Origin of the sequence: Paenibacillus amylolyticus (assembly GCF_001570725.1) — a bacterium.
In the GTDB taxonomy this organism is placed as follows: domain Bacteria; phylum Bacillota; class Bacilli; order Paenibacillales; family Paenibacillaceae; genus Paenibacillus; species Paenibacillus amylolyticus_A.
The window spans coordinates 204,397-221,124 of sequence record NZ_BCNV01000011.1; the positions used below are offsets into that span (position 1 = coordinate 204,397).

The 16,728-nt window shown below is 49.3% G+C and carries 9 protein-coding genes; 1 reads left to right on the top strand and 8 read right to left on the bottom strand.

Annotation, left to right across the window (positions count from 1 at the left end):
- Window positions 1-93: 93 nt before the first annotated feature.
- The gene (locus PAHA3_RS30295) at window positions 94-249 is read left to right on the top strand and encodes a YqzM family protein (RefSeq protein ID WP_139331949.1); all 156 of its coding nucleotides are present in this window, start codon (window positions 94-96) and stop codon (window positions 247-249) included.
- A gap of 188 nt (window positions 250-437) precedes the next feature.
- Here the strand turns inward: PAHA3_RS30295 and dnaI are convergent, their stop codons facing one another.
- The 8 genes from dnaI to PAHA3_RS28125 form a co-directional block, all read right to left on the bottom strand.
- Window positions 438-1,388 carry a primosomal protein DnaI gene (gene dnaI / locus PAHA3_RS28090; protein WP_062837925.1) on the bottom strand — a complete coding sequence of 317 codons (951 nt, stop codon included), beginning with the start codon at window positions 1,386-1,388 and terminating at the stop codon, window positions 438-440.
- Window positions 1,389-1,652: 264 nt separating this feature from the next.
- Window positions 1,653-4,436, bottom strand: a complete 2,784-nt coding sequence (locus PAHA3_RS28095) for an alpha-mannosidase (RefSeq protein WP_062837926.1) — start codon at window positions 4,434-4,436, stop codon at window positions 1,653-1,655.
- Window positions 4,433-7,612, bottom strand: coding sequence for a beta-galactosidase (locus PAHA3_RS28100; protein ID WP_062837927.1), 3,180 nt, complete (start codon window positions 7,610-7,612; stop codon window positions 4,433-4,435). Before PAHA3_RS28100 ends, PAHA3_RS28095 begins: the two co-directional genes overlap by 4 nt.
- The gene (locus PAHA3_RS28105; RefSeq protein ID WP_062837928.1) at window positions 7,609-8,928 is read right to left on the bottom strand and encodes a glycoside hydrolase family 125 protein; all 1,320 of its coding nucleotides are present in this window, start codon (window positions 8,926-8,928) and stop codon (window positions 7,609-7,611) included. Before PAHA3_RS28105 ends, PAHA3_RS28100 begins: the two co-directional genes overlap by 4 nt.
- Window positions 8,929-9,218: 290 nt before the next feature.
- Window positions 9,219-12,437, bottom strand: a complete 3,219-nt coding sequence (locus tag PAHA3_RS28110) for an alpha-mannosidase (protein WP_062837929.1) — start codon at window positions 12,435-12,437, stop codon at window positions 9,219-9,221.
- 4 nt (window positions 12,438-12,441) lie between these two features.
- A complete protein-coding gene (locus PAHA3_RS28115; RefSeq protein ID WP_062838054.1) occupies window positions 12,442-14,796 on the bottom strand; it encodes a glycoside hydrolase family 3 N-terminal domain-containing protein in 2,355 nt (784 codons plus the stop codon).
- Window positions 14,797-14,831: 35 nt separating this feature from the next.
- A complete protein-coding gene (locus tag PAHA3_RS28120) occupies window positions 14,832-15,752 on the bottom strand; it encodes a carbohydrate ABC transporter permease (protein ID WP_062837930.1) in 921 nt (306 codons plus the stop codon).
- Between the two features lie 24 nt (window positions 15,753-15,776).
- Entirely contained in the window at window positions 15,777-16,706 is a 930-nt protein-coding gene (locus tag PAHA3_RS28125) for an ABC transporter permease (protein ID WP_036605780.1), read from the bottom strand.
- Window positions 16,707-16,728: the final 22 nt, after the last annotated feature.

A 16,728-nucleotide genomic window follows, 5' to 3' on the forward strand; every position in this document is an offset into this window, starting at 1 on the left:
TTACAAACGCTTTCTTTTCCAAGTATACTAAAATTACTCCGGGTTTCAGCCCCCATACGGGCAAGCTGTCATTCCCTATAAGGAGGCAATAACATGGACGCAAATGTGCGGATCAGCGACCCGCGTGAACATGTGAACGAGGAACCCCGCAACGATCTGTTTGATCTGATCGTGGGTGTTGCCGGCATGGGCGGCCTGATGACAGTGATCTTTTTCGGTATGGTAATCTTCAAATTCATCACCGAATAAGATACTCAGGCTTACGCAGGACCAAAAAAAGCCCGGTTTTCGCGACAATGCGAAAGCCAGGCTTTTTTTGGGACTACTTTAGAGCTTAATTGGAATCAGCTCATTTTATACAATCAAAAGCTCTACCGTTAATTTGATTTGGAGATTAAGCTTGTCTCGAACCATTTCGTTCATTTAGATCGGTCGGTTCAACGTTTGCCGCGCTGATTCTCACCCCGAACGGAGATGACATCCACAAATGGACGAATCCGGTCCATGAGACGCTGCCCTTTATTCGATTCCTCGCCGTCCCGGTTGGTAAAGCTAAGGTGCTTTTCAAGCCCATCCAGATTGTAATTGGACGTATAGAACGTAGGTTTGCGATTCATCCGATAGTTCAGAATGGACCCCATCACATGATCTCGAACCCAAGGGTTCAGATTCTCTGCCCCGATATCGTCAAAGATGAGCAGATCACAACTTTTCAAAATATCCGTCATTTCCTTCAGCTTCTGCCCTTCACTGATCATGGATTTCAGATCCTCCACAAAGTCAGGCATATAAATAATGACACCCGTGTGGCCTGCAACCGCCAGTTCATGCAACAGATAACACATCAGGAACGTCTTGCCTGTTCCGAAAGTTCCCTCGAGAAACAGTCCTTGCGGAGATAATCCGTTCTCCTTAGTCTCCCTAATATAACGAAGCACCTGATTCACTGCCGGAGCACGCATCCGATCCTTGCCCATAATCTCCACGTCGTTGTATCCGGCACTGAGCGCACGCTCGTCCACATAGAAGCTGCGAATGCGTTGCTTAATAATATGTTCATTTTGCCGGGCGATATGTTTGGAACAAGGCGCTTTTATATCTATGATTTCGGGTTTACCGTTAAAATGTTCTACTTCCAGTTTGCAAAAGTGGCCCTGAAAATCGTTAGGACAGTTGTCGAGTCCCGGACAATTCGCACAGTTCTTTGAGTCTTTGGCGTACTGAAACAGCTTGCTCAGATCGGTCATGAGCTGTGCATCTTGCAGTTCAGGATGACCTGCGCGGAATTCACGTACGTACGGATTTTCCATCAACTCCGCCGCAATCCGCCGCGATTGCTCACGAAAGGCAGGGTTCAGCTGCTGAAGCAGTCCTCCCAAGGATTCCATGGCTTCAAGCCCCCTTAATGTTTCAATATAGAATGAACAATTGAAGTGTACCCATGGCCAAATTGATGGCATAGGAACTTTCGATCATTAGCAATTCTACTGTTCATTCTATAGAAAAACAACCAATAACTCAACTGATACATCTGGTAAATAGCGTAACCCTTCCACCACCGTACATAATGCCTAGTTTAGAGTACACTTGCAGTCCTCTACCTTACAGTACGTGTTCAGAACTCTGTTTTCCGACTTATTGAACCACCTTTATTAGCGGCGAAAGCCAACAGTAACGATCTCGCATGAACCTGTCTGTATGTTCCATTCCTTGCTGGCAAATGATAATGTTGATGCCTCTTCTATGCTGAGGGAATGAAGCATTTCGCCCTCTTCCTCCAGGATGTTGCTCTTGTATGCCGTTTCGAATGGCTGTGGATTCGCTTGTGATGCAGCAAACTTCAAGTTAGCGGACTCGGTGGTCATATTGAACCAGCGGAACATCACATCACCAGAATCCTCATTCACCTTGAGCGAAGAAAAAGCCAAGCCGTCCCCTTGCCATGCAAACGGTGTGTTGTTAGGTGTCAGATAGCCCGGGTGTACTTCGGTTTGTGCCAGCGTCCAAGGAACCTGGAACTGATATGCCTCAATATATGCACCTGACGCTGCACCATTTCCATCGTGGGGAATGATCTCGATCTTAAATGTATGTTCACCAAGGCATTGTGCTTCCGGTGTCGGGAACAAGCCCCAATCTCCAAGTTCGCCTACAGAACGAAGCAGCGTAACCGCGATGGTATTGCGTCCATCCAGAAGGACTTCATATTCATTCAGGCCCAGATTGGCAACGACCAATCCGGCGTCCTTTTCACTCACATCCACAAAATTTTGTTGATGCTGTGTATTACTTGGATTTTGCCACTCTGGTGCAGGCTTGTTATCACGCGTTGCAATTTCGAACATGGAATCCACATGATGAACTCCAGATACAAGATCCGTTGGGAAAAGAGCACGTACCCGGTGATCCTTCGCCTGATTGTTGAAGGTTGTTTCCATTTGCACGCCTTTTCCACTACGACTAAGCGATACAACCGTGCGGATCTGGAGCGGAATCATTTTAGTTGATCGCTGGGCTTTGCGGTATGGATAATAAATCAGCTCCCGTTGTTCCTGATCCAGCATCTCATCCGCCGACTCCGGTATTTCCCAATGATGAATCACTTCGAACGAGGCCAAGTATGATGTATCCTCAAGGACCCGAATTTCAGCCTGAAGCGCTTGTGTTGTCAATGCCACTTCATTCTCTGGCTGTTTGAACATGTATTCATTACCGATATCGCCCACATTTTCGTACACGCCAAGGTCCTTGTAAGTCCGGCCTGTTCGTTTATCTGTGAGGGTGAATGAACCGTTGTCGGCAATCGTGACGATCAAGTGTTGATTTTCCATGCCACGTTCACCACGCAACAGCGTAGTCGTTTTCGATGGAGATTCACTCTTGGCACGATCCGCTGAGTTCACCAAAGCATAAGTTTTCAAGCCCAATGCAGCTACATTCTCTGTTTCAAAACGAATACGAACGCGCCGGCAGCTATACGGCTGACGGAAGCGATCATCCGGTAGATCATAGCCGAATTGCAGACCCAGATCCTCCACCGTACATGGAATCTGCGTACCTTCTTCATCTACCAGTATGCGACCTGACAGGTCAACGGCGTTCATCCGAGCCGCCATCTCTTCCAATGTATATCCATCCCGGAAATACAACCGAGCCGCGTCCAGTTTCATCTGAACTACACCGCTGCGTTCCCAACCCGTTGTATTAAACACCACAACAGGCCGAGCACTTTCGCCGTAACGCTCAAATATGGAGGTATCGACGGCTGTGGCAATCTGGCTGGTGCTCTCCTCAATCAAAGCCTCTGCCACATGGCGGCTCTTATCAAACCGTGTCACCATCTCGCGATGAACCTCATCCACACTGCATCCGCAGATGCTGTCATGCGGATGATTCTGCATCAGCGTTTTCCAGGCATAGGTCAGTTGGTCATGCGGATAGGCATGACCAAGCAGATAGGCGTAGGATGCCAGTGGTTCAGCCACTTTTTCCAGCATAGTCTGCCCCAGCTGGTTCATCTGTTTCAGATACACACGAGCCGAGGCGGTGTTCACCAGGGTTCCCCAGCCATCGGTACGCTGGCTACGCAATTCGCCTTTGACCGTGGACAACTCATGTTCAGACGATGCTCTCAAGGCGTTCAGATAGTCCGGAAAGTTCGAGTGAATGAACTCGATATCGGGATATAATTGTTCAGCCATGCGAATCGCTTCTGGCAGGTCTCGTTGAATCGGCTGGTGATCACATCCGTTCATGTAGAGCAGCTCATTGGTTGATGCATATTTCTCAGCGTCTGCAAGCTTCGTTTCCCAGAACTTGCGGGCCGATTCCTCGTCTACTGGAACTTCATTTCCGTTGGAGTACCAGTTGGCAAACAATACGCCGAGCACTTTTGATCCATCTGGTCCTTCCCACATCAGCTCCGAGAAGCTCGATTCATATCCGGCATCCGATACCGTATTATTAAATCCCGTAGGCTTCACACCACGTCCAAAAAACACATTATCAATGCCCGATTGCTGCATCAGCTGCGGGGTCTGTCCGACCAATCCGAATGTATCGGGAAAGTAACCAATCTTCGAAGGTGTTCCGTAACGCTTGGCGTCCTTATGCCCAACCTGCATGTTGCGCACATTGGCTTCACCACTCGTCAGAAACGCATCCTGCAAAATGTACCATGGCCCAATCACAATCCGTCCATTACGAATATGCTTCTCCAGTCGTTCCTTCTGCTCCGGGCGAACCTGAAGATAATCTTCGATGATAATCGTTTGTCCATCCAAATAAAAGCTTTTATAGTCTGATCCCTCATCAAGCTGATCCAACAGTGAATCGACGAGCTGAATGAGTCGCATATGATGCTTCTCATACGGCAAATACCATTCCCGATCCCAGTGGGTGTGTGAAATGATGTGTGCTCTCTTCTTCTTGGTCATCGTGTTATCCCACCTCTTTCGTCTTGTTGTACAACCTCAACCTCATCCGGGCGATACACGCCATTCAGCTTTCCGGAAGCATCTGTGGCAAAAAGAACCGAACGATTTTTCTCCAATTGGAACGAATACGATACACCTGTACGTTGATCTCTGACGTGAACCTCATGGTTCAAGGCAAACTCCGATACGAATACATAGAGATTCCCTTTTGGAAAACTCAGCTTCCGCCCGTAGATTCCTGCGACATCCCCGCCAGATATCCATTCCAACTCCTGTTCGATGCCAGCAATCTTAGTGGCGTAACGATACAATTCAGCGAGTGGTTCATCCCGTCCGTTTAACTCGAGCGGCAGTGGGGTCCAGATTAATTTCCCTTTGCCCAAAGGCAGAACGTGTACTTCATCTGGTGTACCATTATCGCCATGAAGCAACGTCTCCTTCGCCACCTCAGCGATCCGACGCCGTCCATAGGTCACCCGGTGATTCACGCCATTAATACTCAGCAGTTCTTCCCGCTGCACGTTACCCAGACTGCGTTTGCCTACGATATGATCTGCCCGATCAGTTGCCTTCCAGTATGCATCCAGCCCCAGCGGTCCAGTGATAAGCAGACTTGTGCCTTCCTTCTCCGCAAACGTGAGCAATTGTTGAAGTGCATCGCTGTCCATATTGTGCGGACTTGGTACGATGATCAGTTTCGGTGGCTGCTGCTCCAGCGCTTCCAGATGATATTCGGATAACGCACGGAACGGCAGTTTCAGATCATAGGACATCACACGGGTCAGCTTCGTTGTCGCATCATAGGCCAGGGCACGGTTGGAGAAGTCATTGGAATACGGGAACACCACTGCAATATCCTCCAGCTGGCGGTCTTCAAAGAGATCACGAATGCCATGCATGAATCGGCCAAAATCATAAGACACATCCGCCTCTGGCTTCTCTGTACCATCTGCACGAAGGGCTCCGATATGAGACTCATTGGCATTATCCATATAAAAGTTGGTGTTCCAGATCCATTGCACCGCTCCTGCACCGCCTGTCGAGAAAGCATAGGCGTACTTGCGTTCGAGAATGCCACGAAGCTCTTCCTCCGTACGCTTGGCTCGCCCATCGGGGGTTTCCACGTACATGATGCCCGTCTCCTGAATGAGATTTGGCTTATGAGGCGTTTTGGCGAAAATACCGTCCCAGATCAGATCATCGTTCAACCACCAGGAATGCACGGTTGTATAATCCACTTCACGTTCATAGAAGAACGGTGACGGACGCTGTGCGCCAAGCGCTTCATCCTGCCCCACGGTAACCAGATGATCCGGTACTAGATCCTTAATCGTACCTACAAGCTCTCTAGCCCAACCATTGTGCATCTCCATAGAGAAGAGACAGTAATCAAGCCAGCGCGTTCCTTTTTTGGCCTTGTGCATGTCCTGTACATCAAAATTAATCTCTTCCGGCTCCGGGATCACCGCGGCTGCAAAGTTGGGAAGCTGCTTCGGTGACATGTTCCATGCCTCCTGCAACGCTTCAATCGTCTGATGCCGCTGCTCAAGCCAAGCGATATAAGCCTGCTGTTCATACGAATCCCTCGCCGAGCGTGGGCCAGCGGAGAAGATGCGCACCGGATCAAACATGGATGGCTCATTAATCAGATCCCAGTCCACATGGGTTGTATGCGTGTGACGACTGACGATGCTGCGGATGAAACGTTTCTGCGCCTCGACACTCTGCGGGTCCAAATACGGATTCGTGCCTTCCCATGTCTCCGGTGTAAAGGAGAAAAAGGTGAACGTGACCTGTAAGCCGTGGCGTTTCGCCGTTAAAATAAATGCATCAATGGCACGAAGCACATCCTCTGCCATATGTCCGTCCACCTGCATCATGTTGCGATAGGCGGTCCAGATTCCCGTGCGAATCCAGTTGATGCCGGCTTTCGCCATTTGGGCCATATCCCGGTCCCATACATCGGCATTTGGCAAAAACAGAAATTTCCGTGCCACATCCGAGGTCATATAGGTCATACCCACAACAGGAAGAGGACGTCCGTCTTTTACAAAATAGTCCCTGCTGCGGGTAATCACTTCCCCTTCTTCCAATAATGCTGCATCTTGACCCCAGAAGCCTTGACGCAAGGTTCGAACTTCTCCATCAGGTGCCTGCGCTTGGCATACGATCCGATACAGCCCACTTTCAATGGAAACCGGGAGAAGTATACGTTCGAAACTCTGCTCACCGGAAAGTTCCATCTCTAGTTGATGGCTCCATACCGTTTCCGTCGTGCCACTTGTGCGATCCTCATGCTCGACCGTTATGTCGAATGTCCACAGCTCAGACGTTGTACGCCTGCTGCCTGCACGCTGTAAAATCTGGCCTTGAAGTGTAAGTACAGCCCGTTCATCTGGATCATACGAAGCATAATTTGTTTTCAGGGATAACTCCGTTACACCTTGCGCACAGAATTGCGCCCACTTTACAATCTCGTCAGCGCCATCCTGCGTCCAGAATGAGGTGGTCAGCGGCAGATGCACAAACATCCAGCGTGAACCAACAAAAGTCCCGCGGGAGTTTTCCCACAGAACGACCGGAGCGGCGACACTGCGTCCATCCTTGCTCATGCCACGAAGTAACGGATAAATCTGCGTACTCATGGGGCCGGATGAACCCATCTGGTGAGGCAGATCACTTGTTTTGGTTGTATGTGGAATCAGATTCCATGTATCTGAAATCTCGAAAATTCCCTCTTTACCAGCAAGAAGCGGGATATATTCAGATGACGTGTACGATTGCACGTTGGCAGAAGATACGTTCAATGCCTCATGAATATAGAGCTCCTGGTGATACGCGGTCTGCTCAGACTCTACAACCCATGCCTCATTTTCATATCGAACCGGAAGTTTGAAGGGTGCACCGCCAACACTGATCAGGCTCCCTCCCTGATGCAGATAAGCTGCAATCTCCATCCATGCGGATTTGGGGAAATAGGGTGCGTGCAGATTCACTAGACATCCTTCACCTGCTGTAGCGTTCAAAGCCTCTGCAAGTTCTTCAGCGTTTACAACGGTGATCCCTTCAACCGCTTTCCATGTATTCAGAGCCTGCTCCGTTGGAAAAGCACCATCCACTGGAAACGCAGGGTCAGCGAAGATAATCAGCTTTTGATCATTAGGTTGCATACTCATAACAGGCCATCCTTCATGGATCTATAGACCAACTGGGAGAACAGGCTGTTGGACCATGCAAACCATTTTCGTGTAAAAATCGTTGGATCATCGGCGTGGAAGCCTTCATGCATATAACCTGTATCTGCATCTGTCGCTTCAAGCATGCGAATAATCTCCAGTTTCTCCTCGGCAGACTGCGCAGTCAGTCCTTGCATGGACAAGCCCATATGCCAGATGTAATCTGGCGGAGTGTGCGGGCTACCGATTCCTTTGGCAACCTTGCCCTCATAATAGAACGGGTTCTCTTTGCTCAGAGCGAAGCGGCGCGTATTCTGGTAGATCGGATCATCCGCTGTGACGTAACCCAGATATGGAATGGACATGAGTCCCGGTGTACCCGCATCGTCCATGAGACAGTGGTTGCCATAACCGTCCGTCTCGTACGCATAGATCGGTCCAAATTCGGGATGACGATAAATACCATACAACTGAATGCCGTGATCCACGTCCTGCTCCAGATCCTTCAATTCCTGCAAGAATTCCATATCCCGGAACACCCACTCGGCAAACTCCTGCATTTGGCGCAAAGCTACAACCGCGAACATGTTGCCAGGGATATTGTAGTGGAAATCACACGCATCATCACTGGAACGGAAACCGGACCAGATCATACCCGTGTAGTTGACTGGCATACCTTTTCCGTGATTGCGCAGGGAGTCTGTTGGGATACCGTTATTGCGAGTGAAGCGATATGGAGATTGTTCCATGTGATGCTGTTCGACTTTGAATAGGTCCACGATTTTACGCATCGCTGCCTTGAAGCTGGAATCGAAAATGTCAGTCAGTTCGGTTTCCTTCCAATATAGATAGGCCAGGCGCACAACGAAACATAGTGAGTCAATCTCAAATTTGCGTTCCCACACCCAAGGTGACATGTCAGTTTCGTCCGTGGTGTTCCAGTGCCAGTCGTTGGCCGTCTCATTGAAGGCATTAGCATACGGATCGATGTGAACATACTGGATATGACGTTTAATTAACCCGCCAATAATGCGTTGCAGGTCCTCATCTTCTTTTGCAAACGGAATGTAATGTACCACCTGCTCCACGGAATCACGCAGCCAGGAAGCCGGAATATCTCCTGTGATAACAAAAGTCGTACCGTCCTCCATCAACTTCGTTGTTGTTTCAATGGTGTTAGGAAAGCAGTTTTTGAATAATTGAAGCAGCTTTGGTCGGTGAGCCAGTTTCTGTTCCGCTTCTTCGAGCACGGCCTGAATGGATTGTGGCAAGGCGACGGGCGGCATTGGTATTTTGGGTAATCTGAACTGTTCCATGGATGAGTGCAACTCCTTAAACAAATTGAATGGTGTAGCTATAGGATGAAACAAAAAATTTACACGGGACCACTGCGCGGTCAGAAATATCCTCCGATCGCTGTTATCCCCAGATTTTTTTGATTCCCTTTTCTAAAGGGTAAAATCTGGGGATAGCGTATGCTTCCGATGTAGCTTTCTTTCAGAAAGCTTTGAGGCGAACGCTTCGCTTCTTCTGGTTATTTCTGTCCTCTCCGTTAACGTGTGAATAAAGAGCTGGACATATATAGCTCGAAATATTTCAAAAAGGTTTACCGCAGTAGCACGGTTTGTATTTCGTAAGGTTTAAAGGATAGTGTAATCTGGCCATTGGTATTGGCCAGTGGTTGGACCGGTTCTTCCAGTGCGTTGGAGTGGTACGCTTGCTCAAAGGTATGCGGCCATTGCAATGTGATGTTTTCGCGTTTGCCTGACGATTCATAGAAACGCAGCACGGTGCCTTGTCCATCCTCTGCCATTTTGACCGTATCGAGAATGACATGTTTACTATTAAAGTTAACCCAGGAGCCTGTTGCTGGACGAGATTGTGCGGCAGTTGCCGTTACATCTGCGGTTGGATAAACTCCAGCTCCTGCGCTTTGTTGTGATTGATCCCTCTGTTGCACCTGTTCCATCTGTTCCACTTGCTGCTGCGACTGTTGTGTTTGCTCTACTTGTTGCACGACCACTTCCGTGTTCAATTCAGCCGCCTGACGTACAGTGTGTGCAGTTCGCCAGTCTCCGTCATGTGGGTATAGGGAATACGTGAATTCATGTTCTCCCAGATCAGCCGTGCGATCCGGCCATTTGGGCGCACGAAGTAAGGACAAACGAATCGTGCTTCCTTGCACGTCGTACCCGTACTTGCAGTCATTGAGCAGGCTCACGCCGTATCCGTATTCGGACACGTCCGCGAAGCGATGTCCACAGACTTCATACTGGGCTTGTTCCCAGCTTGTGTTGCGATGCGTCGGACGTTCCAGTGCACCAAATGGAATCTCAAATGTTGCTTTGGAGGTCACCACATCAATTGGGAAGCCGACTTTCAGAAGTTTATGATCTTCATTCCAGTTCACCTGTGTCTGGAAGTCAATTCGCCGTGAGTCATGATAAAAGACGATATCTTGTGTGATTTCCGATTGGTGTAGCTTCCAGCGGAAGCGCAGGACATCTTTCGTTAAACCCGCCAGTACCAGCTTTTTCTCCAACAGCTCCACTTCGCCAGCAATCTGTTCCTCATAACGACTATCGATATCCCATGCATCCCAGAGCGTTGGACGATCGTGGAAGAAGTGAAGTTGATTGCCACGTTCACCCGGCTTCAGCATCTCACGCTCTGCGGTTTTATCCCACAAACGTGTGATCTCTCCACGTTCGTTGAACTGCACATGATACAGGGCGGTATCCCATGTATCCTTAAAGGTTGGTTGTGCGGCAAGGTTCGTCATTTCCCGTACATTCGTTTCCCTTGTATTTTCCGGTACCAGCCAAATCGTCTTATATCCAAACGCCGGAATGTCCGTCACAAGAATAGACATGCTGCCATCCTCCCGATCCATTCGCAGGCGCTGGCCTTCTTCATCGATCCCGTAGCGATCAAAACCATCCTGCACAGGAAGTTGAACGACTGCACTCCTTTTCCAGCCCAGGCTGTTGAATACAACATAGGCTACTGAACCTTCTGGCCCCTGTGTGTTGATACCGTTCGTCAATGCTGCAATACCCTGATTCAATCCAGTTCTACCTAATTCGAATACCTGTACATATTCCTCATTCGAAGTCACGTAGGATTCCGTAATCGCCGATCCCGGTATAATATCGTGGAATTGATTCAGCAAAATTAATTTCCAGCCGTCATGCAGTGCTGAACGCACTTGAACTTCGGTATTCGCCTCCATATCTGGCAGAGCGAGTGTATTCCACAGCTCAGCTTCTCGATATAGAACCTCCGCTTTCCGATTGTTGCGCTTATTACGCGCATGTGTCGTGTAGGTTCCCCGATGTAACTCCAGATACAGATCACCATGCCACTTCGGAAGTACAGGCTGTTCCTTTTCGATTCCGGCAAAGAAAGCTCCAGCTGTGCTATATCGACTTGCAGGCTGCCCAACCATCAGGTCTCCGCGATCCACATACTCCAGCATCTCGCGTGTTACCCCGCCTCCGCCATCTCCGTGTCCGTATAGAAGCATCTGCTCCGGATGCGCTGCTTTCTCACGGTAGGACTGCCAGTGATCATGAATGTCTTTCGGCAACGTATGCTCGTTAACCCCATGATTGAGGTAAGACAGGATCGGTGTTCCATCAATGCCCACCCAATGGAAGAGATCGTACGGAAATACATTCGTGTCATTCCATCCGAGCTTCGTCGTCATGAAATATTCCACATTGCCATGCTTCAAAATCTGCGGCAAGGAGGCACAGTACCCAAACGTATCCGGTAGCCATTCAATCTGTGATGTTTTGCCAAACTCCTCCATATAGAAACGCTGACCATATAACATCTGGCGAATCAGGGACTCCCCGCTCGGGATATTCAGATCCGGCTCAACCCACATGCCGCCAACCAGCTCCCAGCGGCCTTCTGCAATCCGCTGCTTCACCCGCGCGTACAGCTCAGGGTCATGCTCTTTCAAAAATGCATATAACAAAGGTTGGCTTTGGGAATACACATAGTCGGGATATTCATTCATGAGTGCATCCACGGTGGAGAAGGTACGGCTCGTTTTACGTACCGTCTCACGTACAGGCCACAGCCAGGCAATATCAATATGGGACTGTCCCACCATATGCTCCAGACCTTCTGCGTTGCCGCCAATCTCACGCACATGATGCTTCAGATTATTCTCAATCTGGCGAATACCCTCTCCCTGCTCAATCTCTTCTGCTGACATGCCTACAAATTGATCCATTGCACGATACACCAGTTCTAACTGGCGAACCCGCCTGAAGTCACTTTCGGGCAGCAGCACAGCTGAATCACGCACAATAATAACGGTGTACATCAGACTGCGAACCGCTTCATTGGGTCTCACCAGCAGGCTCGTAATTGATGTGATCGGCGGCTGAATAACCGCCTGTTGATTCAACGGGTCTACAGGTTCAGGTACCGGATCAAACATCTCAATCTCAAGTTCCGGAGTGGTTCCGACTTTGGATGGATCAAGTGTGACGTAGGTATGATTGCGGTCAAGTCCCTGATAGGAATGTCCATTCACCCGAAGCAAACCTTCGCCTCCGGTTTCAAATACAAGCCCATAAGGTGCTTGCTGCCATGTTGTAGGGACCTCCAAACGTGTTCTAAAGAAATAAGTCGTTCCCTGTTTGCTCGGAAAACGCTCAAAATCTTGCCCTTCCGGGTACTCACCCTGATCCTCATACTGTCCTGGCACATTATAATAAGCGCGGGTAATGTCCCAACTGCGCAGCTGTAATTGCTCCAGCCACTGATGTTCGGACAACTCGCGAATAAATCGTCTGATACGTTCCAACGTCTTACGCCTCCCTTACGGTCAGTTCGGCCATTTGCGTATCGTTTACGCTGCTGCCGATATGAATATGGAATTGTCCCGGTTCAACAACAGGCTTCAAATCACGACCAATATACTGCAACTGCTCGGCCCCGATGTGGAATTCCACGATCTGTGTTTCTCCAGGCTCCAGCTTCACTTTCGCAAATCCCTTCAGTTCCTTGGCGGGACGAGTCAGCGAACTGACCACATCAGAGATATACATCTGTATAACTTCTGCACCTGCATAACGGCCGGTGTTGGTCACATTCACCGATACCGTAACCGTATCACCAGCTGTCATAGACTCAGCACTCAGTTTCGGTTCGCTGTACTCAAATGTGGTATAACTCAGTCCGTATCCAAATGCATAACGTGGCTCCAGATCCTCTTCCAAATACCTTTTGCCTCGGGAACGTTTGCCGTTATAGTAGATCGGTAACTGACCGACATGCTTCGGAATGGAGATGGTCAATTTGCCTGACGGATTCACATCTCCAAACAGAATATCTGCAATGGCATGCCCACCCTCTTGACCCGGATACCACGCCTCCAGAATTGCATCGGCATGTTCATCTACCCAAGGCTCAGTGATAGGACGACCATTGATGTAGACAACGACAAGCTTCTTGCCGAGCTTGTGAATCTCCTGAATGAGTTCCAGCTGAACTCCGGCAAGCCCCAACGTCATCCGGTCGATCCCTTCGCCGCACTCCATATCATTCCATGAGTTATCTGATACATTGGAAGCGCCCGTCTTCAGATCGATCGTTCCTTCTCCAAAGTCACGCGCACTGGAGCCACCAACCACCATAATCACAGTATCCGCTTGGCTGGCAACTTCAATTGCACGCTCAAATCCTTCTTTGGAATCACCTTTAATCCGGCATCCCGGTGCATATAGAACCTGATCTGTACTGCTGTCACCAGTCAAAGTACTAACAGAACTCTTCTCCGTTTGCTCATTCACACGATTAGCCAGCTTACTGCGAATCCCATCCAGTACCGTTGCCACTTTGGAATTCGGTTGCGGAGATGTGTAATCGCCCAGTTGATTGTAAGCTTGGTCTGCATTAGGACCAATCACGGCAATCTGGCCCACATCTGCTATCGATAGAGGTAACGTGTCAGCCTCATTTTTAAGAAGTACAACACCTTCCGCCGCCAACTGGCGTGCCAGCTGAACATGTGCTTCACTGCCAATGACTTCCGCTGCGCGATCTGCATCTACGTAAGGCTGTTCGAATAAGCCCAGTCTGAACTTCAACGCTAGTACGCGAGAAGCAGCCTGATCCAGAACCTGCACATCAAGCTTGCCTTCTGCCACCGCCTGCACCAGATATTGCCCGAACATCTCACCGGACATTTCCATATCGATACCTGCTTCAATCGCCTGCACCGATGCGTCCAGTCCATCCGTTGCAACATCATGCCCACTTGCCAGCATGTTGATCGCACCGCAATCCGTAATGACCAGACCGTCAAAGCCCCAATCCTTACGCAAAACATCTTCCAACAATTCCGTATTTACTGTACAAGGTGTGCCATCAATTTCGTTATACGCTGGCATGATCGACTGCACACCAGCTTCCACCGCTTTGCGGAATGGATACAGATCCACTTCCAGCAGTTCGCGCCAGCCCATATGTACAGGACCTGCATTGCGTCCACCTTCCGAGCTGCCGTAACCTACAAAATGTTTCAGCGTTGCCGCTACTGTATCTCCACGGTCGAGACTTTCACCCTGAAGTCCTTTCACAGATGCAACCGCCAGTTCTCCTATGAGATACGGATCTTCCCCGAAGCATTCCTCGGTACGTCCCCAGCGCGGATCACGCACAACATCCAATACCGGAGAATAGGTGACCGCACCACCTTGGGCACGTGTCTCCCGTGCTACTGCCTGGCACATCTCCCGATACAGATCCACATTCCAGGTGCTCCCCAGTAAAAGGGGGACAGGATAGACCGTTCCGTCAATGGCCATATGACCATGCGAGCACTCTTCCCCGATCAGAATGGGAATCCCCAGTCTGGAATGCTCCACCGCATAGCGTTGAATCAGGTTAACCGCCTCAGCGCCTTCTCTGGCGGATAGTCCATTTTCCAGCGTAACGCCAGTCCACGGATCTGCCCGAAGCGCACCGTAAAGGGAGCCGATGCCCCCATTTTCCACTTGCTGCTTAAAGGATTCATTTAACGTGATGTTCCCTTGATCATTCGTATAGGTCTGCCAGCCAAATGGCTGCGTAAGTTGGCCTACCTTTTCTTCCGTCGTCATCAGGCTCAACAGGTGTTGCACCCGTTCTTCTACGGATTTGCTTTGATCCTTATAAGTCATAATCTGCATCTCTCCCATCCTATAGCGTGATCCGGCTATTCTTTGACAGCGCCCACCGTCAGACCTTGTACGAAATAACGCTGGAAGAACGGATAAGCGAATATTATCGGCAACGTGGCAAGCACTACCATCGCCATTCGGGACGTATCCTGCGGAATGGACTGCATGGCTGCCAAACTCATTGAACTGTTAGCAGAGTTCTGCTGGATAAACTGGATGCTCGACTCAATCCGCATCAGCATGGATTGCAGCGGCACCAGATTCGGATTATCAATATATAAGAGTGCGTTGAACCAATCATTCCAGTAACCGAGTGTACTGAACAACCCGATGGTTGCCAGCCCTGGCAAGGAGAGTGGAATCACGATTTTCATAAAGGTATAGAACTCACCGGCGCCATCAATCTTCGCCGATTCAATGACTGCATCCGGTACACTGGTGGAGTAGAATGTACGCAGGATCATAATATAGAAGGCATTCATCGCCAGCGGCAGAATCAGTGCCCATAGCGTATCTTTCAATCCAAGCAGCTGGGATACGACCATATAGGTTGGAATCATCCCGCCGTTAAACAACATCGTCAGAATCGCAAAGATGGAGAAAAATCTCCGGTATCTGAAGCTCTTGCGGGAAATCGCATACGCGTACAGCGACATGAGAATCAGACTGATGATGGTACCAAGTACCGTCACCAGGATGGTCACTCCATACGCCCGCAGCAGCGTGTCCCCACTCTGCCAGACAAACTGATATGCCGCGAGACTCCATTCTGCCGGAATCAGACGGTACCCATCACGGGCCAGTGCTTTCTCGTCCGTAAACGAGATGATGACTACAAATATAAAAGGAAATACACAGATCAGAGCGAATAGACCGGCGATGATGTTCATGATCACGTTCCAGCCGCTGGATACGTGGTGGAAGTCACGTTTTTTAACAAGCCCTGCTTGAGCCATAGTGGTTCACTCCTTTCCCTTGTCCTAGAATAGGCTACTGTCTTTATCGACTTTGCGCACAACATAGTTGGAGATAATAACAAGCACAAAGCCCACCACAGATTGATACAATCCGGCAGCAGTACTCATGCCAATCTCACCGCTCGTTTTCAAACCACGATATACATACGTATCAATAACATTTGTCACGGAATATAACGTACCCGAATCCCTTGGCACCTGATAGAACAGTCCAAAGTCGGCATAGAAAATGCGGCCTACGGCCAGCAAGGTCATAATCGTAATAATGGGTGACAGCAACGGAATCGTAATATTACGAATCTGCTGCCACTTACTTGCTCCATCGATCATGGCTGCTTCGTAGAGCGATTTATCAATCCCCAAAATGGAAGCCAGATAGACAACGCTGCTATAACCGATGGTTTTCCATAACGCTACGAATACCAGAATATACGGCCAATATTTTGCCTCGGAGTACCACTGAATCGGTTCCATCCCGAACCAGCCGATGATCTGATTCAACATCCCGCGGTCCATGCTCAGGAAGCTGAATGCGAAGTAACCAACGATAACCCAGGAAAGGAAATACGGCAGGAACATGCCCGTTTGATACAGTTTGGCGAGTCGTTTATTCACCAGTTCCGAGAGCAGGATTGCCAATGCCACAGCAAATACCAGTCCCAGGAAGATAATGGCGATGTTATAAAAGAGGGTGTTGCGTGTAATGAGCCATGCATCACTTGTGCTGAACAGAAATTTGAAATTGTCCCAGCCTACCCATTCACTCTTCATCAGACTTGCCCAGAACCCTTCACGGCTGAAGCGATATTCTTTAAAAGCAGCCACGGTGCCCACGAGTGGCAAGTAGGAGAAGAAGAAGAACCAGATGGCGCCTGGCAGCACCATGAGCAGCATGACTCGGTTTCTAATCAGGTTTTTCAAAAATGTAGTCATTGTGGAGATCCTCCTTCAGGCT

Coding starts and splice junctions, on each gene's coding strand:
- PAHA3_RS28105 (WP_062837928.1), bottom strand. CDS start 8,928: ATGGAACAGTTCAGATTACCCAAAATACCAATGCCGCCCGTCGCCTTG.
- PAHA3_RS28100 (WP_062837927.1), bottom strand. CDS start 7,612: ATGAGTATGCAACCTAATGATCAAAAGCTGATTATCTTCGCTGACCCT.
- PAHA3_RS28125 (WP_036605780.1), bottom strand. CDS start 16,706: ATGACTACATTTTTGAAAAACCTGATTAGAAACCGAGTCATGCTGCTC.
- PAHA3_RS30295 (WP_139331949.1), top strand. CDS start 94: ATGGACGCAAATGTGCGGATCAGCGACCCGCGTGAACATGTGAACGAG.
- PAHA3_RS28095 (WP_062837926.1), bottom strand. CDS start 4,436: ATGACCAAGAAGAAGAGAGCACACATCATTTCACACACCCACTGGGAT.
- dnaI (WP_062837925.1), bottom strand. CDS start 1,388: ATGGAATCCTTGGGAGGACTGCTTCAGCAGCTGAACCCTGCCTTTCGT.
- PAHA3_RS28115 (WP_062838054.1), bottom strand. CDS start 14,796: ATGACTTATAAGGATCAAAGCAAATCCGTAGAAGAACGGGTGCAACAC.
- PAHA3_RS28120 (WP_062837930.1), bottom strand. CDS start 15,752: ATGGCTCAAGCAGGGCTTGTTAAAAAACGTGACTTCCACCACGTATCC.